Source organism: Limibacillus sp. MBR-115, from assembly GCF_040549425.1.
Classification (GTDB): Bacteria; Pseudomonadota; Alphaproteobacteria; order Kiloniellales; family CECT-8803; genus Limibacillus; species Limibacillus halophilus.
On sequence record NZ_JBEPTJ010000005.1, the window covers coordinates 1 to 26,831 of the forward strand.

Genomic DNA, 26,831 nt, shown 5'->3' on the forward strand with positions numbered 1-26,831 from the left:
GAACAAACACTTGACGCGGGGTGGAGCAGCCCGGTAGCTCGTCAGGCTCATAACCTGAAGGTCGTAGGTTCAAATCCTACCCCCGCAACCAAATACAAAAGCCCCCGGGAAGAAGCCCGGGGGCTTTTTTTGTCGTCGATCGGCCGCGAGAGAGGGCGTCAAATGCCTTTGATGCTGCCACCGTCGACAGCGATAAGTGACCCGGTCACATAACTGGCTTTCTCGCTGACCAGGAAGGCGGCGACCGCTGCGAACTCCTCGACGCGGCCATAGCGACCAGCGGGGATGGCGTTGCGGGAGGCCGTGGCGACCTCTTCCACCGTCTTGCCGGTTCGGCCGGCGGCGGCGGCATCGAGTTCGTCGACCCGCTCGGTATGGATACGGCCTGGCAGGATGGTGTTGACGGTCACGCCATCGCCTGCGACCTCCGCTGAAAGAGTCTTCGCCCAGCCGACAATCGAGGCACGGAGGGCGTTGGAAATCCCCAGGTTGGGGATCGGCTGGCGGACGCCGGAGGAGGCGGTGTTGAGGATGCGGCCCCAGCCTTGCGCGCGCATGTGGGGCAGGACCAGTGCCGTCAGGTCGAACACACGACCGACCATGCTGTCGAACTGCTGGCGCCAGACTTGGGCGGGCACGGCGGCAATGCTGCCCGGTGGCGGACCGCCGGTGTTGTTCACCAGGATATCAATCGAGCCCCCCAGCGCCTCCTTTGCTGCGCGGTAAAGCTCCTCGGCGCTATTGTCCGCCGAAAGGTCGATGACCACAGGGTAGGCGGTGCCCTCATAAGCGTCGTTGAGCCGCCGTGCGGCAGCGTCGAGCTTGTCCTGGGAGCGCCCGCAGATGACAACCTTCGCGCCTTCCGCGCAAAGCGCTTCGGCTATTCCGAGGCCGAGGCCGCGACTCGACGCCAAGACGAGCGCGCGCTTTCCCTTCAATCCAAGATCCAATGTATTTCCTCCAAACGGTTGGGTGTTGTGACGGTTTACTCTCCGTCAGGTGGCTTGCGGTCGGATGCCGCAATACGCGTCGCGGTGACGCGTGCGTGATCAAGATGCTCGTGCATCAATTGTGAGGCCTTTACGCGGTCACCTTGTTCCAGCGCCACGATAATAGCCAGATGCTCACGCGACCAATCGGTAATGCGGCGACGGTTGTCGTAACCGCGATACTCCAACATGCGCCGCAAGCGGTTTTGCTGCTGGATGGCCTGCAGGAACATCGGATTGCCGGTGAAGCCGGCGATGGTTTCGTGAAAGCTGGTGTCGACGCGGTAGATTTCCTCGCTGCTGACCCAGCGCCGGCCTTCCTGCTCGATCAGAGCTTCGTGGTCGCGTCGCAGACGCGTCAGGGCGATGGGGTCGATGGTGAAGTTCGGCAGCAGGATGCCTTCCGGCTCCAGAATACGGCGAAACTCATAGCTGGCCCGCCGTGCCTGCTGGCTGTCCAGCGTGGGCAGGAAGGTCCAACCCTGCCCCGGATTGCGGACCACAAGGCCTTCGTCCGTCATCTGGCTGAGAACCTGGCCCAAAAGAGCGCGATTAACATCATAGAGCCGCAGCATCTCGACCTGGGTGATGCTGTCGGGCAACCGCCCGGAGATCCGATCATTGACGATCCGTAGATAAAGTTGCTCCGCGTTGGAAGGGGGTAGGGCAAGTTCGATTTCGTAAAGATCGGCCACTGACTTGGCGACGAAGAAACCCAGATTTGGAACTGATGTTACTGCACCTCGGCTTTCCAGCAGCATCAGGGCATTGCGGATCGGTGTTCTGGACACCGAAAAATGCTGCGCCAGTTGCTGCTCAACAAGATGGCTATCAACCTTCAAACCCTCCTGACGGATATAGCCCAGGATGCGCAATGCCATCGCTATCTGGCGACGGCTTTCCGGCTGCCCTTGGGCGGATGCCTTGGATTTCCGGGCGGCAACGCTCCGCGAAGATTGCGCAGGTTCCTTCATGTTTTCTGGTCTCTGAGATCGGGGTGCCATGATGATCGAAAAACCGTATGTCGAATGTGTTGACAGCAAGATTGTATAAAACGTAGCATAAAACGCAACGCGGGGAAAGATAGGAGAGCCCAGCGTTTGCTCAGATCTAACAATGGAACGGGAGAGGGTAGAATGTTTACAAAAAAATTGGCTTTGATGGGATTTGCCGCCGTGCTGTTCGCCGGCGGTGCCATGGCGCAAGAGGTTATGGCGCCGAAGAAATTGATTAATCCTGGCAAACTTACTTATGGGACGGCTGCGACATTTGCGCCCTTCGAGTATACGGAAAACGGCAAACTGGTTGGGTTCGATATCGAGCTTGGCGAAATGCTTGCCGAGAAGATGGGGCTTGAGACAGCGCCACTTAACATGGAGTTCAAAGGCTTGATCCCGGCGCTCCAGGGCACGCGTATCGATATCATCAACTCGGCGATGTACATCAACGAGGAGCGTGCCAAGCAGGTTGAGTTCGTGCCATATCTCAAGATCGGTAACGAGATCATCGTAAAGGCCGGAAATCCGCATGGCATCAAGAGCCGCGCCGATGTTTGCGGCCGCACCATCGCCGTCACCCTGGGCGGTATCCAGGAAAGCTATGCCCGTGAGGACGCCACCCGCTGTGAAGGCGAGGGTAAGCCGACAGTTACGGTTTTGACCTTCCCAACAGCCCAGGACTCTGCTTTGGCGGTTCGAGTCGACCGCGCCGATATCTTCTACAATTCGACGCCAGGTGCCGTTAAGCAGCTTAGCGAGCTTCCCGGCATCTATGAACTGGCGGGCGAAACCTTTGAATCGAACACGAGGATCGGCATTGCGTTGCGCAAGGACGACATGGATGGCAAGCGGGCCATCGAGGAGGCCTTGGCCGCCCTCGTCGCCGACGGCAGCTATGATGCTCTCATCGAGCGTTACAACCTGCCTAAGTCCGTCGCACTTTTGTCCCAGTAATACACCTGGAACGGACCCGGTAATACGGGAGTTTCCGACAGCACCGGCAAAATGGATGGTGGTAGATGTTTGATTCACCGGAACTCATTATCGAGTACCTGATATCTCCTGTTTTTCTGAATGCAGCCTGGTTAACCCTGGTGATCACGGTCGTGTCCATGACTTGTGCCATGATCATCGGGCTGTTCATCGCCTTGCTGCAGGAGACTAACTGGCCCTTCGTCAATGGGTTCGTTACGGTTTATCTGTGGCTTTTCCGAGGGACGCCCGTTCTTTTCCAGATCATCTTCATTTTCAATGTGCTGCCAGTGTTTGGCATCCTTCTTTCAGGGTTCTTGAGCGGTGTCATCGCTTTGGCCCTGAATGAAGGTGCCTATATGGCGGAGATCTATCGTTCGGGTATTCAATCGGTTGGCCGCGGCCAACGCACCGCAGGCAAATCTCTTGGCATGAAGGAATGGCAGGTAATGCGCTATGTCGTCATTCCACAGGCGCTGCGCGTGGTGATTCCACCCACCGGCAACCAATTCCTTGGAATGCTGAAACTTTCGGCATTGGTCTCGGTTATCGCCGTTGAAGAGCTGCTTCTGGTGGCTAATCAGACTGCGAGCGCAAATTTCCGCTACCTCGAGGCGCTGACAGCGGCCGGCATCTATTACCTCACGATGACCACGGTCTTTATGTTCATTCAGGCCAGAATTGAGCAGTGGGTCGGTGCTCGTCAGGGCGCGGTGGCTAAGCCGCGAACATGGACGCAGCGCCTCCTTGGCATGACCTCAAACGCAGGAGCCTGACATGACCGCCGAATTGCAAGGGGGCGCAGGCCCCAAGGAGTTGATCCGCGTAAGGGGACTCCATAAGTCCTTTGGCTCGCTAAAGGTCCTGCAGGATATCGACATGACAGTCGAAACCGGAAAGACGGTTGTGCTGATCGGCCCGTCCGGGTCGGGAAAATCGACCCTACTGCGGTGCATGAACCTGCTGGAAACCATCGAACAAGGCTCTATTACTTTTGATGGCCAGGAGATTGCTAATCTCACGCAACAAGCCCATCGCATCCGGCGTGATATCGCGATGGTCTTCCAAAACTTCGAGCTATTCAAGCACCTGAGCGCGGCGGAGAACATCATGCTGGCGCCGATGAAGGTGAAGGGTGTTCCACGTCTGGAAGCCCATGACCGCGCCCTGGAATTGCTTGAGAAGGTGAAGATACCCGATAAGGCGGACACCTATCCCGAGCAACTTTCGGGCGGGCAACAGCAGCGCGTGGCAATCGCGCGCGCACTCGCGATGGATCCGAAAGCGATTCTTTACGACGAGCCGACCTCTGCCCTGGACCCGGAGATGATTCGCGAGGTTCTGGATGTGATGCTGGAGTTGAGTAACGCCGGTATGACCAGTGTGGTCGTCACACATGAAATGAGCTTCGCCAGACGCGCTGCAGATCACATGGTCTTCATGGACAAGGGCCTTATCGTTGAGAGCTGCGCGACCGATCAGTTTTTCGATGGCGAGGTCAGTGCCCGGACTAAGCAGTTCCTGGATCAAATTCTTCACTAAGACCACGCGCTATCAGCGCGATCAACCTAGAGGTCACGTAAAATGCTGATCGCACCAGATCCCAGTCGTATGAAGGCCGTCCTGGAGAAGCTTGTTTCTTTCAACACCGAAAACCCACCGGGGCGTGAGGTGGAAGCGGCGCAATACCTGGCTGAAGAACTCAAGAATGCCGGATTCGATGTCCGTCTGGATCAATTCCTTCCGGGGCGAGCCAACGTCATCGCCACCTTCCGTAACGGCGACGGGCCCAGCTTCGCGTTCAACTCTCATATCGACGTGGTGCCGGCGGGGTCGGGATGGGCGCAAGACCCCTTCACCCTGACGGAGAAGGAAGGCAACCTTTACGGCCGCGGCTCTTGTGACGCCAAAGGTCCCATCGTTGCGATGATCGAAGCGCTTCGCATGTTGATTGCCGAGCCGCAAGCTTGGCGCGGAACCTTGATTGGCGCGTTCGTTGCGGATGAGGAAACCGAGAGTAAGGGAGCCAAGCATTACGTCGCCCAGGATGCGCCAAAGGTCGATCTGGTCGTCGTGGGCGAGCCGACCTCCAATACGACCGTTACGGCACATAAAGGGAGCCTACGCCCCATCATTCGAGTGATCGGTGAAACCGCGCACTCGGGAACCCCCAATCTGGGCGTCAATGCGATCTTCAAGGCGGCCCGCCTATTGGGCTTGTTGGAAGACCACCATGCGGAGGTTGCTAAGCGTTGCCACCATCTTGTAGGGGGCGCCAGCTTGACCGTGACACGGGTCGGCGGCGGGCACGCCGACAATATCGTACCCGATGCGTGTGAGTTCCTTGTCGACCGGAGGATGGTCCCCGGCGAAGACGAGGAAGTTGCCAAAAAGGAGATCATGTCTCTTCTGGAAACAGCGCGTAGTGAATTCGGTATTCAAGCGGAAATCGTTGGTTACAAACCGACGACCGGCGGCCCTACAGAGACCGCACCGGAGCATCCCATCGTCAAGGCATCGCTTGAAGCCGGACATGCTCACGGCGTTGCCGACAAGGAGCTGCATGGATTCCAGGGCGGTTGTGACCTCGTGCATTTCCGGTCGATCGGTGCTCAGGGTACCGTGATCGGTCCAGGTTCGCTCGCCGTAGCGCACAAGCCCAATGAGTTTGTTCCGATTCAAGAGTTCGTCGATGCGAGCCGCATTTACTGCGACGTTGCACGCCGCATGTTGCACGAGAGCGGCGCAGGCAACTGATGACACGGCACATACGCCTCCTGACGGGCCGGTTGCATTACGGGCCGGAGGTCAAGTTACACACGGCCACCTCCGGCCCGGTTTCGCAGCTCGATGAGACCTATCTGCTGATTGAGCAGGAAGGGCGTACGCTCGGCGTTGGCGGCGTGCGCACGAATATCGCCTATCTAACCGGGATCACTGGGGACCGTATCAACAGGGAACTTGTTGATTGGGTCGATCGGATCGATTGGAGCCAATCGGTCGATGCCCTGGCCGAGGAGGTCGTTGCGAGCAGGGAATTCCCGGGACCAGTCAAGGCGCTCTTGGACCAGACGCTGCACGACGCCCTGGCGCGTGAAAGCGGCCAGACACTCTGTGAGTGGCTTGGAGGTGCCTGGAAAGGAGCCGCCAGTACCAATCAAACCTTATTCTGGGGTGATAACCAGTCGCTTCTGAACCAGGCCGAAGCTTATGTGGCGCGTGGCTTCTGCAGTTTGAAGCTGCGGGTGGCGGTAGAGACTTTCGAGCAGGACATTGCGCGCTTGAAGCTGCTCCGTGACCGCTTCGGCCATGAGATAAAGCTGGCTGCCGATGCAAACGGCCGTTGGATTGGAGAGTCAGCCAGACGCAACGTCGCGGCACTTGATGCGTTTTCGCTTGATTACATTGAGCAGCCGGTTGCAGCCGAGGACTGGGAAACATTACGGCTCCTATCCAGGGAAGCGCCGATGCCGGTCATGCTCGACGAATCATTGGCGGAACCATCCGCTGTCCGACGCCTTATTGAGATCGGAGGGAGCTTGGCCGGGCATTTGAAGCTGGTCAAATTTGGCGGCGTAGCGCCCTTGATGGAAGCGGCCCAAGCGCTCGTCAAGGCGGGGGTCAGATGCATGGTTGGCCAGATGAACGAGGGATCGCTTGCCACAGCCGCCGCCGCTCATTGTGCGATGGCCCTCGGGGCGGAGGGTAACGAACTCTATGGCGCCGACGGCCTCCTCGACGATCCTGCACACGGCCTTTCCTATGGCTCCGGTATGGTCTCGCTGCCGAAGAGCCCGGGTCTAGGTATGACATTCAGCACTTTAAATTTAACGCCGATTTGGGAGCGCAAGATATGAACACATCTTTCGTCAAACAGGGCCAGGAAGCGGCTTTTTCAAAAGAAGAGCTGGCCAGCCGTGTCGAAGCAGCACGCCGCAGTCTTTCGGCCAAGAATATTGATGTGATGATCGTCACCGGGCCGGAGAACATCTTCTACCTGACCGGACAGCAGACGCCCGGGTATTACACCTTTCAAGCATTGGTACTCCCTGTGGAAGGCGAGCCGCGATTCGTCGTGCGGCGGCTGGAATCGCAAAACTGCATCGCCAACACTTACCTGGAGAATCTGGAGGTTTATGACGATGGAATAGATCCGTTGGACCTTCTGGTGGGAGTGGTCGCTAAGACCGGTGGAGCAAATCAGCGTGTTGCGATCGATAAGCGCGGATGGTTCCTGCCGATCACGGCGTTTGAGAAACTTCAGGAAAAGCTTGGCGTACTCGCCGATGGCGCGGGGATTGTCGAAAGTCTGCGCGCAGTCAAGTCACCGAGCGAAGTAGAGAAGATTTCCAGAGCCGCAAGCTATGTTGATGCCGGGATGGCGGCGGGGCTAGCGGCAATCCGGGAAGGGGCTAGCGAGAACGATCTAGTCGCGGCCATGATGGAGAGTGCGATCCGCGCCGGGTCTGAGTATGTCGGAATGGAACCTTTGGTTTCCAGCGGCCGTCGTACGGGTGTTCCGCATGGCACTTGGAAGCGTCGCAAAATCCAAGGCGGGGAGCCGGTGTTCCTGGAGATGGCGGCTTGTCATGATCGCTATCACGCGGTTCTCATGCGCTCTGCCTGGATGGGCCAACCCAACGATGTGGCGCGTCGTATGATGGATGCCTGTCTGGAAGGACTAGACGCGGCGCTCGCCACTCTCAAGCCCGGCAACACCTGCGAACAAGTGCATCAAGCCGTTCAGGCGGTAATCGACAAAGCGGGTTACACCGAGAACTACCGGAAACGGAGTGGATACAGCGTCGGCATTTCTTTTGCGCCCGATTGGGGCGAATGGCAGGTCGCCAGCCTCTACGATGGTATCAAGAGGGAACTTGTCCCCGGCATGGTTTTCCATATCCCGCCTGCATTACGCATCTATGGCGATTTCACCGTTGGCGTCAGCGAGACCGTGGTTGTCACTGAGAACGGCAATCGCGTGTTGGGTAAGACGGCTCGCGACTTGGCAGTTTACTAAGGACCAACTGCTGTGAATGTTCCGCTGATCCTAGTCGAGCATCATACGGGCGATCCGTCGGACGACTGCGTGGTGGCCGCTGAGCTTCACGCAGTCCTCCAGGGCATTTTTTCTGGGGGGGTCACTTTTTCGAGGATTGTCGGCCCACAGCCGGACCAAGACCCGAATGCCTATCAGCACGTCTCTGCGTGTGGGACGTTGATGGGAAACCAATGGCTCTGGCCCGAGCGCTTAAGCGATCTATCCGCCGATCCGGCGTTGGAGTTCTCGGAAACGGGAGTGAGCGGGCCGGGTGGGGGGGTCATCGCTTGCAACAACGTCGTCGCGCCAGGCCTTTCAATCGATCGCCTGTTGCATGGATTGCAGCAGAAACATCACGTCTTGCACGTCCGGGTGGAAAGCCAAGGGCCGGGCTTGACGGCGTACCTGCAACGAAGCGGCCTACAGCCGTCGGTTGACGTTATAGGACGTTGGACATTCGATGATTATTGCCGCCCCCGATTGTCGTTTCTCGATCTGTCTCCACTGGAACTGCCGACAAACGTTTCCTCGATGATTTACCAGGCCGGGGATGCCGCGCCCGAGAATCGGCAGGCACGCCCATCTATCCTGATCGTGGGCGAAGAGCAGAGATTGCGAAGGCAATATCCGGCATTGCTGGCGGCCATTGGCGATGCCGGCGACCTGCTCAAGATGAAACCGCATGTGGAGATTGTCTCGCCGCGCAATCTCCAAGCCGCGGAAGCCGAGGAAGCCGTCCATGCGACCGATGCCGTGCTACTACCGGGTGGATGCGACAACAGTCAGGTTGACGGCCAAATTCGAATTGCAGCGGCAGCTCTGCGGGGCAATACGCCAACTCTTGGCTCCTGCTTCGGCATGCAGACGATGGTGACTGCCTTTGTCAGAGAGAGATTAGGGAACGCTGGTGCACACCTGCAGGAAATAGAGCCCTCGGCGCGTCCCTTGACCTTTGTTCAAAACCCCGGCCCAAACGGGTCGATCCGGCATCGTTTGGGCGCGAAGACCTTCACCGTTTTACCGGGAACGCAAGCGCGATCGATCTACCAATCGAGTCTGGCGCGCGAACGCATGCATCATCGCCACAGCCTGGCACTCGATCTCTGGCAACCGCTTTCAGAAGCGGGCCTGATTATCTCCGGCAGGTCCGAGGAGGATCGTATCGCTGATGTGATCGAGCTTCCGGGGCATGCTTTCTATCTCGGAATACAAGGACATCCTGAGTTGAGCAGTAGCGCGGCACGGCCACATCCAGCATTCATCGCATTCTTGGCCGCCGCCGCCGCGAATTCCCTTTCCTAACTGCCTATAATCGATGGGAGACACCTAATGAAATCTATGGACGAAGCACGTGAACGTACACAAGGTCTCTATAACATTTGTGTAACGCCGTTCAGCGAGGACGGCACACTCAAGAAGGCTGCGCTTGAGGCAAACCTGGAGCGGGTTATCGGGTTGGGGTTCGACGGTATTCTGATTGGCGGGACCTATGGTGAGTTTCCCGCTATGTCGACCGAAGAGCGGGCTACGCTGTTCCGGGCTGCGGTCGAGGTGGTCGGCGATCGCGTGCCGCTGCTCCTCTGCTCGGCTGCGGCCGACCCGCGTGCGGCGGTGGAGTTGACGCAACTGGCAGCCGATCTTGGCGGCCTGCCGATGGTAACAGCGCCTTATGTATCGGAAATTACCGACGCGCAGATCGTGAGCTATTTCAAGGAAATCGCGAAGGTCTCTCGTACTGGAATCATGATCTACAACGCTCCGGGAATCGGCATTACGTTATCAGCGCCGCTAATTGAAGAACTGTCGGATATAGAGGGCATGATCGCATTGAAGCAAGGCGACCTATCTCCCACGGTAGTCGATCGCCTCGTAGGGCGCTTGAAGGGGAAACTAAAGATGTTGGCGGCTTCGGATCTTGCAATGTTGGGACCGATCATGACCGGTTTTGACGGCTTGAGTTCGACCAACAGCTGTGCGTTGCCGGAAATCATCCATGGCACCTACAAAGCCGTGCTAGAGGGTGATTTCGGCCGGGCGACAAGTCTCAATCAGCTCTGGTATCCTGTGCGTGAAGCTTGCCGCGCATACGGTCAGCCGCAGACAACAAAAGCGATGATGGCTTTGCGCGGCTGGGACGGCGGCGTGGTACGTGCTCCTCTCCGTAGTTTGAGCCGCGCGCAACACGAAAGCCTCGCGGAAACACTTAGGCAGGTGGCCGCCAATACCGACGAGCGACTCCTAAAGCTGGCGGCTTAATTTACAGATGTGCCGTAATGCCTGTGGGTGGCTAGTTAAGCCGCCCGCAGGCCGCACGAATTCGGCGGCATCCTTCAACCAGATCCTGGTCATCGAGGCCGTAGGCGATACGAAGATAGGGCGATAAACCGAAGGCTGTCCCCGGCACGACGCCGACCTTAGCGTCGTCCGCAAAGTATTTAGCGACATCCGTATCGCTCTCGAGGATCGCGCCATCCGCTGTCTTCCGCCCCAGCAAAGCCTGACAGTTCACGTAGACATAAAAGGCGCCGGGCGGGGTTTCACACCGCAAACCTTGGGTTTGGTTCAATGCCGCAACCACCAGATCGCGACGTATTCTTAATCGCTCCAGTCTTTCCGCCATAAAGTCCTGTGGGCCGACCAACGCCGCGCGCGTCGCCTCTTGGCACATTGCCGCCGCGTTGGTTGTGCTCTGGGACTGAAGAACTTGCATGGCGGAAATGAGCCAGGAAGGGCCCCCAGCAAAGCCGATACGCCATCCTGTCATGGAATAAGCCTTGGAAACGCCGTTGACGGTCAAAATCCGGTCGGCAAGGTCAGGGCGAACGGCTGCAGGAGTTGCGAACGCGCCTTCATAGACGATGTGTTCGTAAATATCGTCCGACATCACCAGAATACCGGGGTTGTCCGCAATCACCTCCAAGAGCGCATCAAGTTCCTGGGCGGAATATAAGGCGCCGGTCGGGTTGTTTGGAGAATTCAGCACAAGCCATTTGGTCGCGGGTGTAATCGCGTTGCTTAGCGCGGCGGGCGAGATCTTAAAGCCATTCCTGTCTTCCCCGGGAACAATGACAGGAGTTCCGCCTGCCAGACGAACAATATCGGGGTAGGAAACCCAGTAAGGGGCGGGAATGATAACCTCGTCTCCGGCACTTACGGTTGCGAGGATCGCGTTGAAAATAAGCTGCTTTCCGCCAGTGCCGACGATCAATTGGTCGAGCGAAAAGTCGAGGCCGTTGTCGCGCTGGAACTTCGTCTGCACGGCTTTCTTGACCTCAATGGTGCCACCGACGGCCGTGTAACGCGTGATACCGCCCTCGATAGCTGAGATGCCAGCCTGCTTGATGAACTCCGGCGTTTCAAAATCGAGTTCACCTTCGCCAAAGTTAATGACGTGTTCGCCCTTGGCGGTCATTGCCCGAACCAAATCTGCTACGACGGCTGTCGGGGACTCGCGAAGCTGTCCCATGCGAGGCGCCAAAAGGCTCCTGGAATTCATGTGCTCTTCCTCCATTTTCATTTATTGTATAAAAAGAAACATAAAACGCAATAATCGTTTTGTGAGTATCGAAGAACTCTGAAATAGAAACTTGGAGGGCGAATTGGAGCAGTTGTTAGAAATCCGTGAATGTAACCACAACCTATAATTATCTGCTCAACTTCAACTTAATATATTGAATTTTAATTAAATATTGAAAAAATCGTATTAAGTTTTGCGACTTAAATGTACAATTCTACAACCTGGGAGAGATCAAAATTTTGGGTTGAGAAAAAATTTTTAGCAGCGCTGCGCAGTTACGCGAGTAGGTTAATGATCGGATTTTTGCAGGGCAAAGCGTCCACTGTTTACTCAGGTGGCATTTTTCGGCGTGCCGCAGTGATTTTTTTATTGCTTGCGTCTGCGGTTGCCGGGGTCATGTTCCTGCTGTTCCATGTGCAATGGGGTGCCGCACTTGCGGTAACTCGTGCGAATGAGGAGAAAGCCGCTGAAATCGCGCGGCAAAGAATCGTCACGGAGTTGAACTCGGTTCTCCTGGATATTCGCTATCTAACGCAGCAGCAGTTTCTGAAACGCTGGTTTGAGCGTGGAGACTCATCTTCGCTTATCGATTTAGCGAATGAGTACCGCCTCTTCTCGATGGAAAAGCGCGTTTATGACCAAATTCGACTGATTGACCTTAGCGGTCGGGAGCAGGTGCGCGTGAATTGGAGTGCTGGCAATCCGGAAGTTACTCCAAGGAGCCGGCTGCAAGACAAAGTTGACCGATACTATGTCCATGAAACTTTGAAGCTCTCGCCGAACGGAGTTTACATCTCTCCCTTTGATCTGAACCTGGAAGAGGGTGCAATAGAACAGCCAATCAAGGCAATGATTCGCTTTGGCGCGCTTGCTCATGATGCCGACGGCAACCGCAAAGGTATGGTCATCCTGAATTACTTGGGGAAGCGTTTGATCAGCCGTATCAAGGCGTTAACAGATCAAACTGCGGGCCACCTCTGGCTGCTCAACCAAGAGGGCTATTGGCTTATCGGCCCAACGCCAGCGGATGAATGGACATTCATGTACCCGGACTCACGCGGCCGCTCGTTTGCGAACAGTCATCCAACAGCTTGGGCGCGGATCAACGGCTCCGATGTCTCTGGACAACTTATGGACGGAGGTAATCTCTTTACCTACTCGAAGATAGTATCTCTTGCCAGCAGCCTGCCACCGGCGAAGCCGGACTCAAATCCAACCTTCACGACCACAGAGCAAAATTGGTTCGTCGTGACGCAGGTGTCATCGGACGGGTTGGCGAACCGGCGGCTGGAATTGCTTGAGTACTTTGTGCTCGCATTCTTTGCGCTGGCGATTTTGCTGATCTTGGTGGCGGCCTTGGTTGCCAGGCATGCACAGCGTCGCAAGGAAGCGGAGCAACACTGGCGTGACAGTGAGAAACGCTTTCGCAGCCTTTTGGAATCCGCGCCGGACTCGGTGGTTATCACCGACACCGAGGGAAAGATTGTGCTGGTGAACGCACAATCGGAAATGCTGTTCGGTTATCAGCGTGAAAGTCTCGTTGGTCAACCGGTGGAGATGCTTTTACCTGATCGTTTCAGAGAGCAGCACGTCGGTCACAGACGCGGTTATGTATCGGGTGCAAAAGCCCGTCCGATGGGGCTTGGTCTTGAACTTTTTGGGCTCCGTTCGGACGGTGGTGAGTTTCCTGTAGCGATCAGCCTCAGCCCGGTTGAAACAGATGAGGGGATGCTTGTTATCTCCTCCATTCGTGACGTCACCGAGGTGCATGAAGCCGCGCGCGAGATCAACAATCTGAATAACAGATTGGAACGCGACAATAATGAGTTGCTGGCCTTGAACAAGGAGATGGAGGCTTTCAGCTATTCGGTGTCGCACGATCTCCGCGCGCCTTTGCGTGCGATTGACGGTTTTAGTCAAGCCTTGCTGGAAGACTGTGCCGATGTCCTGACCGAGAACGGCAAGAGTCATCTTGAGCGAGTCAGGCAGGCGGCTCAAAGGATGGGCTTTCTGATTGATGACTTGCTCAAGCTTTCGCGTGTAACCAGATCAGAGCTGCAGATTGGGACCGTCAATCTCAGTCTGGTGGCGCAGGGCGTTGTGGATGGGCTTCTTGAAAGTGGCGCCAGGCCTGATGTGAATGTCACGATTGCGCCCGATCTGATCGCGCGAGGGGACGCCCGACTTTTGGGAATTGCGCTGGAGAACCTCATCGGTAACGCCTGGAAGTTCACTGGTGACAGACCGTCCGCGCGGATTGAATTCGGGCAACGCATTACCAACGGGAAATCCGCATTCTTTGTTCGGGATAATGGCGTTGGCTTCGATATGGCCTACGCCGACCAATTGTTCAGAGCATTTCAGCGACTCCACGATGCCAGGGAATTCCCAGGGACCGGAATCGGACTGGCTACCGTTCAGCGCATCATCCGCAAGCACGGCGGTGACGTTTGGGCCGAATCCGAGACCGGCAAAGGAGCAGCCTTTTATTTCACGCTACAGCAGGAGAAAGCGTCATGACGATACCGGTCATTTTGCTGGTTGAGGACAACCCGGACGATGAGGCACTGACGCTGCGTGCTTTTGATAAGAACAAAATTCGGAATGGCATCGTGGTCGCGCACGACGGCGCCGAGGCGCTTGATTATCTCTTCGGCACTGGTTCCTACGAGGGACGCGATGTGGCTGACCAGCCACAAGTCGTACTGCTCGATCTCAAGCTACCCAAAATAAGTGGCCTGGATGTTCTGAAGCGGATTCGCGAGGACAAGAGGACTCGCTATTTACCTGTGGTCATCCTGACCTCCTCAAAGGAAGACCAGGACGTGATTGAAGGCTATCGCCTCGGAGCGAACAGCTATGTTCGCAAGCCAGTAAATTTTGACGAGTTTATCGAAGCGGCAAAGCAGCTAGGGCTCTATTGGCTGCTGCTTAACGAATCGCCGCCCAGGTGATGGGAAAAGACGCAGGAGCTGGAGCCATGCCTAGACCCATAAAAATTTTGATCGTGGAAGACTCTACCGCAGATGCGGCGTTGATTCTGCGTGAACTATCGCGTGGCGGTTATGAAACCGAGCATCGTCAGGTAGCTCAAGCCAGCACCTTTAATGAAGCGCTAAACGAGAACCATTGGGACGTGATTCTCTGTGACTATACCATGCCCGGATTCCGTGGGACCGAGGCGCTCCAGATTGCCCGGAACCGGGGAGTGAACACGCCCTTCATCTTTGTGTCAGGTACGATCGGCGAAGAAACGGCAGTGGCCGCCATGCGGGCGGGGGCTCAAGACTATGTGGTGAAAGACAACCTAAGCCGTCTCGTCCCGGCGATCGAACGGGAACTGCGAGAGACCGAGGTTCGCAAGGACTGGGAACGTTCGGAAAAGGAACGACGCGCAGCAGAAGGGCGTTTTCACAGCCTGCTGGACCTCGCGCCCGATGCGATTGTCGCGACCGATGACACCTTGCAAATCACGATTTTTAACCGTGCGGCCGAGGCCATGTTTGGTTTCGTTGCCGAAGAGGTTGTCGGCATGACCCTGGAGCACCTCTTGCCAACCGAGTGGTCGCATGAGGACACGTTGCACAGAGCCGTAGATTTCGAGGCTATCTTCGCGACGGGCGACGGTGCGGGCGGGCGCGCCGAGATTTCGGGCCGACGCAAGGACGGCGATACTTTTCCAGCGGAGGTCTCGATCGTCAGGTTGGTGGAGAACGGGCAAACAGGACTAATGCTGGTACTGCGCGACATCAGCGAACGTAAGCGTGCCGAGGCGACGCTGCGAAAGCTTTCTTCCGCGGTTCATCACAGTGCAAGTTTGATCATGATCACAGACCGGGACGGCGTCATAGAATATGCCAATCCCAGCTTGCTCAGGAAAATGAACTTCACGGAGGAAGAGGTCGTCGGCAAGAAACCCTCCATCTGGAAGTCGGGAAAGACCAAGGAGGCAATCTATAACCAGTTATGGAAAACGATCCTTGCGGGTATGGACTGGCATGGTGAACTTGAGAACAAATGCGCGGATGGTCGTTCCATCCTGGTTTCCGCGACGGTCTCTCCGGTTAAAGATTCCACCGGGGAAATTACCAACTTCATCAGCATTCAAGAGGATGTCACGGAAACCAGGGCAATTCAGAGGCAACTTCAACAGGCCCAGAAGATGGAGGCCGTCGGCCAACTGACCGGTGGTATAGCACATGATTTCAATAACTTGCTCAGCATCGTCATTACCAATCTCGATTCCTTGATCGAACGGCTTCATTCGCCTGCTGCCCTGGAACTGGCGACCGAAGCTTTACACGGCGCTCTTCACGGTGCCGATCTGATAAAGCAGATGTTGGCCTTTTCACGCAGTCAAACGTTGGATTCCGTCACCATAGACGTCAGAACTTTGCTGGAGTCATCCGCTACCATGCTCCAGCGGACGCTGGGTGAACTGGTAGATGTGCGCATTCGGGTTCCAGAGAATTTGTGGCCCTGCGTTGCGGATAGAAGTCAGTTGGAAACGGCCATCCTGAATCTCGCGATCAATGGTAGAGATGCGATGCCTGGTGGCGGGACATTGACCGTCGAAGCGTCGAATGCGTTCCTCGATGAAGCCTATGCAGCACTTCACGCAGAAATACGTGCTGGGAACTATGTAAAGATTTCCATCTCTGATACCGGGTGCGGTATACCCGCCGACGATTTGGCCCGCATCATAGAGCCGTTTTTCACAACCAAGGAACCAGGGAAGGGAACGGGCTTGGGCTTGAGCATGGTCCATGGCTTTGCCAAGCAGTCGGCCGGGCATCTGAATGTGTACAGCGAGCTGGGGCACGGCACGACGGTCAGCTTGTATTTACCGCGCGCCATTGATGAGAGTGAAGGCGATACGGACAGTCTCGCCGCGCCGGTTGGAGCCGCGACGGGGAGCGAGTCAATCCTGGTGGTCGATGACAACCCCAGTGTCCGTAAGGCGGCCGTCATGCAACTGACGGAACTGGGGTATCAGGTAATGGAAGCGGTGGATGCAAAGTCGGCGCTGGAAATCATCGAAGCCAACACGCGCGTTGACCTCCTATTCACCGATGTGATCATGCCCGGCGGTTTGACCGGATTTGATCTGGCCAACGAAGCTAGTCGGCTGCAACCCGATATCAAGATTATTTTAGTGACGGGCTTTGCCGAGGCCGCGTTTCGCGATCAAATTAGTTTGGAGAACTCGGTTCAGTTACTAACCAAACCATATCGGAAACAGGAACTGGCGTTGCGGGTTCGGCAAATCTTGGACGCGACGTAATGCGCCACCATGCGCTCGTTGCAAGGCGTTCCGCTTACGGACCCGTTATCATGATTTAACTGCAGAAATCGCGGCCGTCATAGCGGATTTGGTTTCCTCGATGTCGGCGTCGTTATGAGCAGCCGAAAGATACATCAAACCGCGCGGTATGATCTGAACGTTGCGGATGAGTAGCTCTTCTGCAAAAGCCGCTGTTGCCTTCCGGTCCACCAGCGCCGTATCTGCAAGCGATTGTACCTGAGGCGTGTTGACGAACACTTGCAACGCCGATCCGACGCGAGAAGCGCTCAACGCAATTCCTTGCTCGGCAGCGGCCTGGCTTAAGTGACTACGGAGATCTTCGGCCATGCTGTCGATTTGGTCGTAAAGCCAATCCTTGTTGTTGCGGAGATACTTGATACAGGCAATGGCCGCTGCGACACACAAAGGATTCCCGTTGAATGTGCCACGGTGAAGCAAACGCCCTGTAGCAAGGGGCTCCATGGCGGCAGCCGAGCCTGTGACTGCCGAGATGGGTACGCCGGCTCCCATCGCTTTGCCAATCACGGCGATGTCTGGTGTTACGCCATAGGTTTGCTGGGCGCCGCCCAGAGACAGGCGAAATCCGGTGATCACTTCATCGAATATCAGTATGACGCCGTGGCTTTTGGTAATGGCGCGCACTTCTTCCAGGAACCCTGCAGGTGGGGCAATGCACCCGCCGTTGATCGCCGCGGGTTCCAGGATTACGGCGGCATGTTCCGTTGTGATTGCGTCAGCTAGAGCTTTGGCGTCGCCCCAATCAAGTAAGGTCAAAGACTGCGCGGCTGATGTATCCTGGCCCAGCGTTGCCGGACCGTCGCTGGAAACATCGTTGCCAAAGGAGAGGCTGTCCAACCAACCGTGATAGTTGCCGCGGAACTTGATGACCTGATTCCTGCCCGTGACAGCCCGCGCAATCCGGAGTGCCAGGTGATTTGCCTCCGACCCACTGTTGACGAAGGCGGAAATCTCCGCGCAGGGCAGGGTGTCGCAGAGCAACTCCGCCAACTCTGCTTCACCTTCATGGATGGAGGCGGTACGTAGGCCGAGCGACAACTCATGGGTCAAGGCGTCCATGATACAAGCGGGGCTATGCCCAAGAATCAAAGGCCCATAGCCAAGAGCGTAGTCAATGAAACGCACGCCGGTTTGATCTGTGATATGGGCGTTTCTACCTTGTTTTGTCACAATTGGCGCGGGTTTCTGGTTACCGCGCGGCGTCGAAGAGGCGCCGTAGCCCAGCGTCTTTAGTGCCCGCTCCCGGTAGGTTTTGCCATAATCGAATGCAGATTTTGTATTGGTCAACGGCGCCTCTGTGGTACGGCTTTGTGTCTAGCGTAATGTCTTAAAGTATTATCATTAATGCAAATCGGAAAACAAGGGCAGCCTCGCTGGTCGCGTTAGTGGTCGACAGCGTAGCTGATTCCATCAAACCCCAACAATCCACCGGGGAAACTGTGAGGCTCGGATTAAAATTAAGATTTAGCCGTGGCGGCCTTTTCGACGACTTGCCGGTCATGGTCCATTTGGTCGCGCATGTAAAACATGCTTCCCATGAACTCAATACCGCTGGCCATTGCATCCATCACGAGGGCGACCGCGTCGGGTGTGCGCAGTCGATTGCCCTCCAGAAAGTACTCATCGGGAACTTCGATCATACCCAGTGTGACATACGACTTGATATACTTTTTGAGATGGTCGCAGGACCAGTTCATGGTGAGATTGAGTGGGCATCGGAGGTAGGTGTTCGGCGAGGTATGCCAGATGGAAATCCCCTTGTCGTCCTTAAGCTCAAACTTAAGGCTGACAGATGAATTAAAGCCAAACTCACTGCGGAAGATTTCATTTGAAATCGACTGACAGCAATCGAGGATATCCGGCATCTCGTTACTTTTGAGAACAACCGAAACCTCCGAAGGCATCCGGCGGCCACTGTAAGAAACGGTAACCAAGCGTCCTTCCGCCTTGTCCGGGGCAGACTCATCAACAGTAATTTTATCAATTGATAGGTTGTAGCTGTCAGTTTCGTACATGCAGTTTTTAACCTTTATGGTATTTCTCAATCATAAACCTCAGGCCATGTTCCGCAAGTTCGATCTCGACAGCCAAAAATGTATTTAGTATCATACTAGATACATATTAAGTGCAGGCCGGTACCGGGGCCCGCGCCCACTTTACCGGCGAGGCAAATTGTTCATGACATCAAAGGCTAACTCTCGAGTGCTGATTTGCGGCGCGGGGCCGGTCGGACTGACCGCGGCATTGGTTTTATGTCGACGTGGCGTGCCCTGCCTTATTCTCGAACGACGGGAGCAGCTCAATACCGCCTCCAAGGCATCAACCTTTCATCCCCCGACGCTGGAGATATTGGAAGAACTCGGCTTGCTCAACCAAATGCTGCAGCAAGGATGTCTTGCGGATCGAATCCAATACCGTCATGTCGACGGCACGGTCTTTGCAGAGTTTAACCAGGGCATTCTCGCGAATGATACGCGCTGCCCCTTTCGAATGCATCTCGAGCAATCGGCGATCACGCCACTGCTTCTCAAGAACGCGTTGGATACCGGGTTGGCGGAGATCAGGTTTGGCGCTGAGGTTGTGAAAGTTGGGACCGACGCAGATGGGGCCTGGGCCGAACTGAAGGATGGTTCAAAGTATCAAGGTTCTTACCTGATTGGCACGGATGGCGCCCATAGTGTCGTGCGCGGCTCGCTTGGGTTATCCTTTGCAGGTGAAGATTATCCGGGTCGGGTGCTCCGGCTTATGGTGCGTGATGACCTGAATGAGTTTTTACCTGGCGTGGCCGGGGTGTCCTATCTCTACACCGACGATCATCGCTCCATAAGCCTATTGGAAATGCCCGATTGTTGGCGGGTTATCATCCGCGTGCCCGACGGGATTAGCGATGAAACCGTCATGAAGCCGGAATGGTACTCACAGGTACTGGAGGAATTCATTCCCGCGTGTAAAGGCAGGGTCGATGTGATCCGTACGGATATTTACAGTGCCAGCAAAATGCTTGCGGAAACCAATTTGGTCGGCCGGATCGCCTTGGCCGGCGATGCGGTCCATCTGACCAATACCCGCGGCGGGATGAACATGAACTGCGGGATTCACGATGCCTACATACTGGCCGCGGCAATCGAGAATGCGATCCAAACAGGATCCCATAATCAGGTGCAAGAGGCACAGCAGGAGAGACTGCGCGTAGCGCGCGACGAATTGTTGCCGCGAACGGATCGGAACGTGGTGGGCAAGGAAGAGTGGCTTGCCTACATCACCGATGTTGCCGCCGACGAAATCAAGGCTCGGGAATATCTGCTCGGGAGTTCGATGATCGACATTTCGCCCAGCCGAATGAAGGTCAAGGACACGGCGCGAGAGGGGACAAGGGGATGAGTGTCAGCAGCCCTTCGATCCCTCCGGCCATTATGAATCCTACGCATCGTGTCGCTGTGCTGGTGCCTCCGTCCAACCCCACGGTCGAGCCTGAAACGCGGTTCTTGCTGCCACCCAATGTTGGGGTTTTCTTTTCTCGTTTTCCGCAAATGCCGGACAAGGATTTGGACGGCCGCAACGCCGCCTACTTGGGACTCTATGACAAACACATTCGGGATTTCGGTTCAATCAACATCGACGCCTTGATGATTGGGCTGACAGGGCCGTCTTACCGTTTGAACCCGGACGGCGATGATGCGCAGTGCCGCCGTCTCTCCGACAGTTTGGGTAAGCCAGTCGGCACGGCGAGCAAGGCAATCTCGGAAGCTTTGAAAGAAACGTCGGCAAAAAGCATCACCTTGGTATCACCCTATCCAGACTGGCTGACGGCGCTTTCCGTCGCATTCTGGGAGGCGCAAGGGTTTGCGGTGGCGAAAACCCTGAAGATGTCAGAGGAGTTTCGTGCTTACGACCTGACCACCGAGGAGGTTGCCGGCGCTTTGACGCGGATTGCGGGTGAGAAGTCAGACGCAGTCGTGCTTAGCGGTACCGGCATGTTGACCATTCCGGCGATCCGCGAGGTTAAGGGTAAGACTGGAAAGCCGTTGCTTTCCTCCAATCTTTGCGCAGCCTGGTGGCTTCTGCGTCGCTTGAAGGTTGCCGAGGCGCCGTGTTTGGCCGAGGTTGCGCCGGAACTGTCGCTCTGAGTGGACGATTTTTCCTGCTCAACCGGCAGGCTATGTCAAACTAGACGGCAGAAATCTTTGGGGATACTGTGCCCGCATGATAAACACGCGTTCCACGAATAACCCCGCAAAAACGCCTAAGGAACGTTCGATTTCGGACGTTATCCCCTTGTATTTCAGCGTTTACCTAGTGCTGCACAAGGACATAACGGAAGGTAAGTATCCCGATGGGGTGGCGCTGCCAAGCGAGCAGGAACTGGCAAAGCGCTTTGGGGTATCTCGTGTAACGATCCGGCGAACGATGTTGCTTCTGGGCGAGGCGGATATGATCGTTCGCCAGCGCGGCCGGGGAACTTTTGCCAACCCGTCTGCGATTAAAAAATCTGAAAGCTCGAACTTCAGCGGCCTGACTGAGAATATAAAGGCGTTCGAGGAAGAAACGTCTGTCAGGATACTGGAGTATGCGCCGGCCGAGCCGCCGGAATGGGTGCTTACGGCCGCGGGAAGCGAGAACGCCGGCCCGATGCTCAAGGTTGTGCGCGTACGCAGCACGGCATCGCAGAGTTTTTCCTATTCGGTTTGTTACGTACCCTATCCGGAAGCCAACCTCTTGTCGGTCGAAAGCCTGAGCAACCGCACGATCATGGCGCTTTTGGAGGCAGAAGGGGCTATAGCCAAGCATGTTGATCAGCGTCTGACGGCGGTCGCTGCCACGCCGGAGATTGCCGGTTTACTCGGCATCAATGTCGGGGAGCCGCTTGTCACCGTACGACGCCTGGTACGTGACTCAAGCAATAGGCTTATCGAGGCTATTCAGGTTTTCTATCGGCCGGACAGCTTTGAGTATCAGGTTTCGCTTTACCGCGAAGCCACTTTGGGAGAAGCGCCGCGCTGGGTGTCCAGTTCGACAGCGTAAACTGCGCCGAAATCCCTGCGCAGCGGTATGTTTTCGGTACCTTCGTTGCTTTTCAGCGGCGCGTGAAGGGGTTGGCAATCTCAACTCCGGTCGATAGCCAAACGCTCTTGAGTTCAAGATACTCCATCATTCCCGCGATACCGCCTTCGCGACCGATGCCGCTCATCTTGAAGCCGCCGAAGGGGGAGGTGGTGCTGGTCGAGCGATAGTTGTTCACCCAAATGGTGCCTGCACGGACGCGCTCTGACATTCGAATGCCGCGGGCGAGATTCTCAGTCCAGATCCCCGCCGCCAGCCCAAATTGTATGTCGTTGGCAATCGCCACCGCATGATCCTCGTCGTCGAAGGGAATGACCGCGAGGATGGGGCCGAAGACTTCTTCCTGGGCAATTCGCATAGAGTTATCGACGTCGGCGAAAATCGTTGGCTCAAAGAACAGGCCGTTCGGGTAGCCTTCCACGACAGCGCGTTTGCCGCCACGCACGAGGCGAGCGCCGTCGTTGATGGCGATCTGGACGTAATCCTGAATCTTACGCATCTGAGGTTCCGTGGAAATCGGCGCGATCTGCGTTTCCGGGTCGGACGGATGGCCAAATCGGACACCATCGAGGAAACGGTCGAGCTCATCCAAAAATGCATCGTGGATGGATCGTTGCAACAAGAGCCGGGAACCGGCGACGCAGGTTTGGCCGGAGGCGGCGAAAATGCCCGCGACAGCGCCTTTGATTGCCTTCGAAAGATCCGCGTCCTCGAAGATGATGTTGGGGGACTTTCCACCGAGTTCCATGGTCACGCGCTTCATGGAACGTGCGGCTTGTTCGTTGATGATCCGTCCGGCCTCCGGGCCCCCGGTAAAGGCGATGCGTTCGACATGCGGGTGTGAGACCAGGGCATTGCCCATCTCGTTTCCGTAGCCGGTGACCACGTTCACGACCCCTTTGGGAAAGCCAGCCAATTCCACGAGCTTAACGAACTCCAGAAGCGATGCCGACGTAAACTCCGAGGGCTTCAACACAACAGTGTTGCCGGCGGCTAGCGCGGGCGCCAGCTTCAGACTGGTCAAGGGGAGGGGGGAATTCCATGGCATGATGCAGGCCACGACGCCGACCGGCTCATAACGGGTGTAGTTCAAGACACCCGGCTTATCCGTTGGAATGGTTGCGCCTTCTATCTTGTCCGCCAAGCCGCCGTAGTAATAGTAGTAGTTGGCCATATAGCGCATTTGGTTGCCCAACTCGGCGATCAGCTTGCCGTTATCCTTCATCTCTACGGCAGCCAACCAATCGGCATTCTCGGTGATCAGGTCGCCGAGCTTCCTCATCAAGGCGCCGCGCGCAGATGCGGTGAGACCGCGCCATGCTTTGTTCTCAAAGGCATCTTTCGCTGCCTGACAGGCGCGATCGACATCATCCGGCGTTCCGCGGGGAATCTCCGCCCAATCCTCGCCCGTCACCGGGTCCTGGCTGCGAATCGCCGCGCCCTTGCATGGTGCGACGAACTCACCGTTGATATAGAGTTGGTAGCTGACGAGCCCATCACTGTTTACCGCCGTGGGCTTGATGTCTGTGTTCGAAGGTGCCGGGAGAGGGGACTGAGCCATGATGTCGAATTGGTCCAAATGTTATAAAGTAGCTATTATAATACAATGCGATAAACGCATTGCAACGCCTAACTCGCGCTAGGAACCTCCCCCTTCATACATTTTCCGTCGCATAATGTTGAAAGAAAAATTTGCACCCAAACAAAAAAGTATTAAGGTATTATCATTAATACTAACTGCTAATCATGGTATCGAGACTGGTTGCAAGACCGTCATGTCCCGGGACGCGACCAGAAGCCTTCATAGCAATGACAGGGGAAAGAAGTATGAGAACCATAGCTAAAGTAACAGTTGTCGCCTTGGTGGCGGCCCTGGCTCCGCAGGTGTCTGCGGCGCGCGACCTTATGATCGTGGGTTTCGGCGGCGGCTACCAGGATAGCGCGCGCGAACATCTATTCGAAGCCTACGAAGCCGCTTCCGGCGTTCCAGTCAGCGATGACGTGTACAACGGCGAAATGGCGAAGATCTACGGCATGGTTCAAGCCGGGGATGTAACCACCGATATCATCATGGTTGAGGCGCCTGAGTTGCTTCGTGGTTGCGAGGATGGCGTCTTTGCGCGGATTGACTACAGCGTCATTGATGCGTCGAAGTTCATTGACGGCGCCGTGCACGAGTGCGGTGTGGGCGCAACCGGTTGGGGTGCGGCTCTGTTCTATGATAAGGCACGCCACGAAAACGGTCCATCGACTTTCGCCGAGTTTTGGGACGTGAAGACGTTCCCCGGCAAGCGCGCCATGCGCACAGGGCCGAAAATGACCTTGGAGGCCGCTTTGATGGCTGATGGCGTTCCGGCGTCGGAAGTCTATACCGTTCTGTCAGCGCCCGGTGGCGTTGATCGTGCCTTTGCCAAGCTGGATGAAATCAAAGAGCACATTACTTGGTGGAAATCCGGTGCACAGCCGTTGCAGTTAGTCGGCAGCGGTGAGGTGGATTATGCGTTCGCCTACACGGGTCGTGTCATCAAGGCAAATTCCGAAGGTGCGAACTATTCCATGAGCTGGAATACGTTGCTTTATTCCATCGACTACTGGGCCGTTGTCGAAGGCTCTCCGATGTCGGCGGAAGCGATGAAGATGATCGATTGGATCACGGATGAAAAGCCCTTGCTTTCTCAGGCATCGGTCTGGCCGATCTCTCCGGCGAACGCCAGTGTTAACCAGAATGCCGAGGTGCGTGCAGCCAACCCCGGCATGGTTCTGAATCACAGTGACGAAGGGTTGTTCCTGAACACGGAATTCTGGATCGCCAACGGCGACGATCTTGAAGCCAAGTTCACCTCCTGGGCCGCTCAGTAAACTTGACAAGTCTGGGTCGGGGCACCTTCGTAACGAGGTGCCCCGATTTTTTTGCCTGCAGCATAGGTCTGCCATGTCCCGCAACAACCGCATCTCTCTGCTCTTGATCGCCCCCTTGCTTGCGCTTGTTATGGCGGGATTTATTTTGCCGATTGGCTATACGTTGTTGAAGGCGATCGATAATCCTCAGGTGACGGCGGCTTTGCCACGAACAACGGCTTTGTTGTCTCAGTGGGACGGCCGCGCCGTGCCGGACGAGGGTGTCTTCGTCGCCTTCATGGAAGATATGACAACAAGCCGGGAGAACCGGACGTTTGGTTCAATGACCCGGCGCTTGAACTTCGAGGAGAACGGTGCACGTACCCTTCTTTTGAGCGCGCGCAGGGCGGCTCCGGAATTGAGCGCGCCCTATTCAGTCAGCCTGCCCGAGAGGGTGCCCGAGTTCGGTGAACCGGGGATTTGGCGCCTCATAAAGGCTCATTCGAACCCTTTTACCGCCTCTTACCTTTTGCGAGCGCTCGACCTGCGGATTGCATCGAGCGGCCAGATCGTCTCAGTGGATGACGATCAGGCCATCTTCCTCGACCTGTTCGAGCGCACATTCGTCATCAGCATCTGGGTGACGGTCTTTTGCGTGCTTTTGGGCTATCCAACGGCCTACTTCATTTCCAGCCTGTCGGATCGGGCCGCGAGTTACGCGATGCTTTTCGTGTTGATTCCCTTTTGGACGTCCATTCTGGTGCGTACAACCGCTTGGTTCATCCTGCTTCAGCGTGAGGGACCAGTGAATGCAACGCTCTTGGGTGCCGGGATCGTCAGCGAGCCGGTCGATATGATTTTCACGCGATTTGCCGTCTATGTCGCGATGGTTCACGTCCTGTTGCCGTTCTTGATTCTGCCGCTCTACAGCGTAATGAAGCGCCAACGCAGCGAGTATCTGAAGGCCGCAGCGTCCCTGGGCGCTCCCCCGTGGCGGCAGTTCGTCAGCATTTATCTGCCGATGACCATGCCCGGTGTCGCCGCCGGCGCCGTGATCGTATTCATGCTTTCGGTTGGCTTTTACGTGACGCCGGCATTGGTTGGCGGGCTCCAGGACCAAATGGTCAGCTATTACATCGCTTTCTTCGCGAACCAGACGATCAATCTGGGAATGGTTGCGGCACTTGCTTTCCTGCTGCTTCTTTTTACCGCCATTTCCGTCGCCGTGACGCGCAAGCTCGTTCCTGGGCTTGGCGGCACCATCAAGGCTTGAGGGGGGCGAGGTCATGATGCGCTTTGCCGTGCCGATATTTGCAGTTCTTGTGCTGCTGTTTCTCGTCTCGCCGATTTTCGTGATTTTCCCGCTGTCGTTTTCGTCCGGCAATATCCTGACCTTGCCGACGCCCGGTTATTCGCTTCAGTGGTATGAGGATTTCTTTCTCAGCGAGCGGTGGCTTCTGGCGACCAAGAACAGCTTTGTCGTTGGTTTCGCAACAATGTTTGCAGCGACGTTGCTGGGGACGCTGGCGGCTTTCGGTATCAATATGGCGAAGTTTCCGGGGAAACAGATCATCGTCGGTACCCTGGCGTTGCCGATGGTCGTGCCGTTGATCGTGACCGCCGCCTCCATGTACCTGGCATTCTCACTGGTGGGGCTGGCGAATTCCCTCTGGGGGTTGGTCATCGCACATACGATCATAGCGTCGCCGTATGTGGTTATTACCGTGCTGGCGTCATTGCAGACCTTCGACATGAACCTGTTGCGTGCATCGCTATCGCTTGGAGCGCCACCAGCCCGGGCCTTTTATGAAATCGTGCTGCCGATGATCCTGCCCGGCGTCGTTGCCGGAGCCATCTTCGCCTTCGCTATATCGTTCGACGAGTTGGTGATTGCCATCTTCATCACCAGCCCCGGTGAGTTCACCTTGCCGCGGCAAATGTTCGCTGGTTTGCGCGAGTTCCTAAGTCCGACGATCACCGCGGCTGCTGTCGTGATGGTCGTTCTGTCGTTCATTCTTTTGTTCATTACCGAGACCGTTCGCCGAGCCGGTGAGCGGACGAAGCTGGGCAAGTCACCGTCCTGAGGGAGTTT

23 protein-coding genes and 1 tRNA gene are annotated in these 26,831 nt (G+C 56.2%); 18 read left to right on the plus strand and 6 right to left on the minus strand.

All coding sequences use genetic code 11. The features are described from left to right. Window positions 1–14: 14 nt before the first annotated feature. Window positions 15–91 (plus strand) — tRNA-Met (locus ABIE63_RS11280). A 67-nt stretch (window positions 92–158) separates the two neighbouring features. Here the strand turns inward: ABIE63_RS11280 and ABIE63_RS11285 are convergent. Both ABIE63_RS11285 and ABIE63_RS11290 read right to left on the minus strand, forming a co-directional pair. Next, the gene (locus tag ABIE63_RS11285; RefSeq protein WP_354504579.1) at window positions 159–950 is read right to left on the minus strand and encodes an SDR family oxidoreductase; all 792 of its coding nucleotides are present in this window, start codon (window positions 948–950) and stop codon (window positions 159–161) included. A 35-nt stretch (window positions 951–985) separates the two neighbouring features. Next, window positions 986–1,963, minus strand: coding sequence for a GntR family transcriptional regulator (locus ABIE63_RS11290; RefSeq protein ID WP_354504581.1), 978 nt, complete (start codon window positions 1,961–1,963; stop codon window positions 986–988). Between the two features lie 162 nt (window positions 1,964–2,125). On the opposite strand from ABIE63_RS11290, the gene ABIE63_RS11295 reads away from it, so the two are divergent. The 8 genes from ABIE63_RS11295 (at window position 2,126) to ABIE63_RS11330 (ending at window position 10,256) form a co-directional block, all read left to right on the plus strand. Next, window positions 2,126–2,941 carry an ABC transporter substrate-binding protein gene (locus ABIE63_RS11295; RefSeq protein WP_354504582.1) on the plus strand — a complete coding sequence of 272 codons (816 nt, stop codon included), beginning with the start codon at window positions 2,126–2,128 and terminating at the stop codon, window positions 2,939–2,941. 65 nt (window positions 2,942–3,006) lie between these two features. Continuing rightward, window positions 3,007–3,735, plus strand: coding sequence for an amino acid ABC transporter permease (locus tag ABIE63_RS11300; protein ID WP_183416195.1), 729 nt, complete (start codon window positions 3,007–3,009; stop codon window positions 3,733–3,735). A 1-nt stretch (window position 3,736) separates the two neighbouring features. Then, window positions 3,737–4,501 (plus strand): amino acid ABC transporter ATP-binding protein, encoded by a 765-nt coding sequence (locus tag ABIE63_RS11305; RefSeq protein WP_281369929.1) that lies wholly within the window; start codon window positions 3,737–3,739, stop codon window positions 4,499–4,501. Between the two features lie 42 nt (window positions 4,502–4,543). After that, on the plus strand, window positions 4,544–5,716 hold the full coding sequence (locus ABIE63_RS11310; RefSeq protein WP_354504583.1) for a M20 family metallopeptidase: 1,173 nt from the start codon (window positions 4,544–4,546) through the stop codon (window positions 5,714–5,716). Further along, window positions 5,716–6,816 carry a mandelate racemase/muconate lactonizing enzyme family protein gene (locus ABIE63_RS11315; RefSeq protein WP_354504584.1) on the plus strand — a complete coding sequence of 367 codons (1,101 nt, stop codon included), beginning with the start codon at window positions 5,716–5,718 and terminating at the stop codon, window positions 6,814–6,816. Before ABIE63_RS11310 ends, ABIE63_RS11315 begins: the two co-directional genes overlap by 1 nt. Next, a complete protein-coding gene (locus ABIE63_RS11320) occupies window positions 6,813–7,979 on the plus strand; it encodes a Xaa-Pro peptidase family protein (protein WP_354504585.1) in 1,167 nt (388 codons plus the stop codon). Before ABIE63_RS11315 ends, ABIE63_RS11320 begins: the two co-directional genes overlap by 4 nt. Window positions 7,980–7,991: 12 nt before the next feature. Then, entirely contained in the window at window positions 7,992–9,302 is a 1,311-nt protein-coding gene (locus ABIE63_RS11325; RefSeq protein ID WP_354504586.1) for a gamma-glutamyl-gamma-aminobutyrate hydrolase family protein, read from the plus strand. 27 nt (window positions 9,303–9,329) lie between these two features. Continuing rightward, on the plus strand, window positions 9,330–10,256 hold the full coding sequence (locus tag ABIE63_RS11330; RefSeq protein WP_354504587.1) for a dihydrodipicolinate synthase family protein: 927 nt from the start codon (window positions 9,330–9,332) through the stop codon (window positions 10,254–10,256). 31 nt (window positions 10,257–10,287) lie between these two features. Here ABIE63_RS11330 and ABIE63_RS11335 read toward each other — a convergent pair whose 3' ends face one another. After that, window positions 10,288–11,496 (minus strand): pyridoxal phosphate-dependent aminotransferase, encoded by a 1,209-nt coding sequence (locus ABIE63_RS11335; protein WP_354504589.1) that lies wholly within the window; start codon window positions 11,494–11,496, stop codon window positions 10,288–10,290. 312 nt (window positions 11,497–11,808) lie between these two features. Between ABIE63_RS11335 and ABIE63_RS11340 the strand changes: the two genes are divergently transcribed. Genes ABIE63_RS11340 through ABIE63_RS11350 form a run of 3 tightly spaced genes read left to right on the plus strand, consistent with a single transcriptional unit; the run spans window position 11,809 to window position 16,801 of the window. Continuing rightward, on the plus strand, window positions 11,809–14,037 hold the full coding sequence (locus ABIE63_RS11340) for a PAS domain S-box protein (protein ID WP_354504591.1): 2,229 nt from the start codon (window positions 11,809–11,811) through the stop codon (window positions 14,035–14,037). Next, window positions 14,034–14,471 (plus strand): response regulator, encoded by a 438-nt coding sequence (locus tag ABIE63_RS11345; protein ID WP_354504592.1) that lies wholly within the window; start codon window positions 14,034–14,036, stop codon window positions 14,469–14,471. Before ABIE63_RS11340 ends, ABIE63_RS11345 begins: the two co-directional genes overlap by 4 nt. Before the next feature lie 26 nt (window positions 14,472–14,497). Next, entirely contained in the window at window positions 14,498–16,801 is a 2,304-nt protein-coding gene (locus tag ABIE63_RS11350; protein WP_354504594.1) for a response regulator, read from the plus strand. A gap of 48 nt (window positions 16,802–16,849) precedes the next feature. On the opposite strand, the gene ABIE63_RS11355 is transcribed toward ABIE63_RS11350, so the two are convergent. Next, entirely contained in the window at window positions 16,850–18,127 is a 1,278-nt protein-coding gene (locus ABIE63_RS11355) for an aminotransferase class III-fold pyridoxal phosphate-dependent enzyme (RefSeq protein WP_354504595.1), read from the minus strand. A gap of 170 nt (window positions 18,128–18,297) precedes the next feature. Further along, window positions 18,298–18,855 carry a hypothetical protein gene (locus ABIE63_RS11360; RefSeq protein WP_354504596.1) on the minus strand — a complete coding sequence of 186 codons (558 nt, stop codon included), beginning with the start codon at window positions 18,853–18,855 and terminating at the stop codon, window positions 18,298–18,300. Between the two features lie 163 nt (window positions 18,856–19,018). Between ABIE63_RS11360 and ABIE63_RS11365 the strand changes: the two genes are divergently transcribed. From ABIE63_RS11365 to ABIE63_RS11375, 3 genes are all read left to right on the plus strand, one after another. Beyond that, on the plus strand, window positions 19,019–20,221 hold the full coding sequence (locus ABIE63_RS11365) for an NAD(P)/FAD-dependent oxidoreductase (RefSeq protein ID WP_354504597.1): 1,203 nt from the start codon (window positions 19,019–19,021) through the stop codon (window positions 20,219–20,221). After that, a complete protein-coding gene (locus tag ABIE63_RS11370) occupies window positions 20,218–20,967 on the plus strand; it encodes a hypothetical protein (protein WP_354504598.1) in 750 nt (249 codons plus the stop codon). Before ABIE63_RS11365 ends, ABIE63_RS11370 begins: the two co-directional genes overlap by 4 nt. A 76-nt stretch (window positions 20,968–21,043) precedes the next feature. Continuing rightward, window positions 21,044–21,862, plus strand: coding sequence for a GntR family transcriptional regulator (locus tag ABIE63_RS11375; RefSeq protein WP_354504600.1), 819 nt, complete (start codon window positions 21,044–21,046; stop codon window positions 21,860–21,862). A 52-nt stretch (window positions 21,863–21,914) separates the two neighbouring features. On the opposite strand, the gene ABIE63_RS11380 is transcribed toward ABIE63_RS11375, so the two are convergent. Beyond that, entirely contained in the window at window positions 21,915–23,462 is a 1,548-nt protein-coding gene (locus ABIE63_RS11380; RefSeq protein ID WP_183416209.1) for an aldehyde dehydrogenase, read from the minus strand. A gap of 266 nt (window positions 23,463–23,728) precedes the next feature. On the opposite strand from ABIE63_RS11380, the gene ABIE63_RS11385 reads away from it, so the two are divergent. The 3 genes from ABIE63_RS11385 to ABIE63_RS11395 all read left to right on the plus strand — a co-directional run bounded on the left by ABIE63_RS11385 (window position 23,729) and on the right by ABIE63_RS11395 (window position 26,823). Then, window positions 23,729–24,760, plus strand: a complete 1,032-nt coding sequence (locus ABIE63_RS11385; RefSeq protein ID WP_354504601.1) for an ABC transporter substrate-binding protein — start codon at window positions 23,729–23,731, stop codon at window positions 24,758–24,760. 73 nt (window positions 24,761–24,833) lie between these two features. Then, complete coding sequence (locus ABIE63_RS11390) at window positions 24,834–26,012, plus strand: ABC transporter permease (RefSeq protein WP_354504602.1); 1,179 nt, start codon at window positions 24,834–24,836, stop codon at window positions 26,010–26,012. A 13-nt stretch (window positions 26,013–26,025) separates the two neighbouring features. Next, window positions 26,026–26,823: an ABC transporter permease gene (locus tag ABIE63_RS11395; RefSeq protein WP_183416212.1), complete on the plus strand. Its 798-nt coding sequence runs from the start codon at window positions 26,026–26,028 to the stop codon at window positions 26,821–26,823. The last annotated feature ends 8 nt before the right edge of the window (window positions 26,824–26,831 follow it).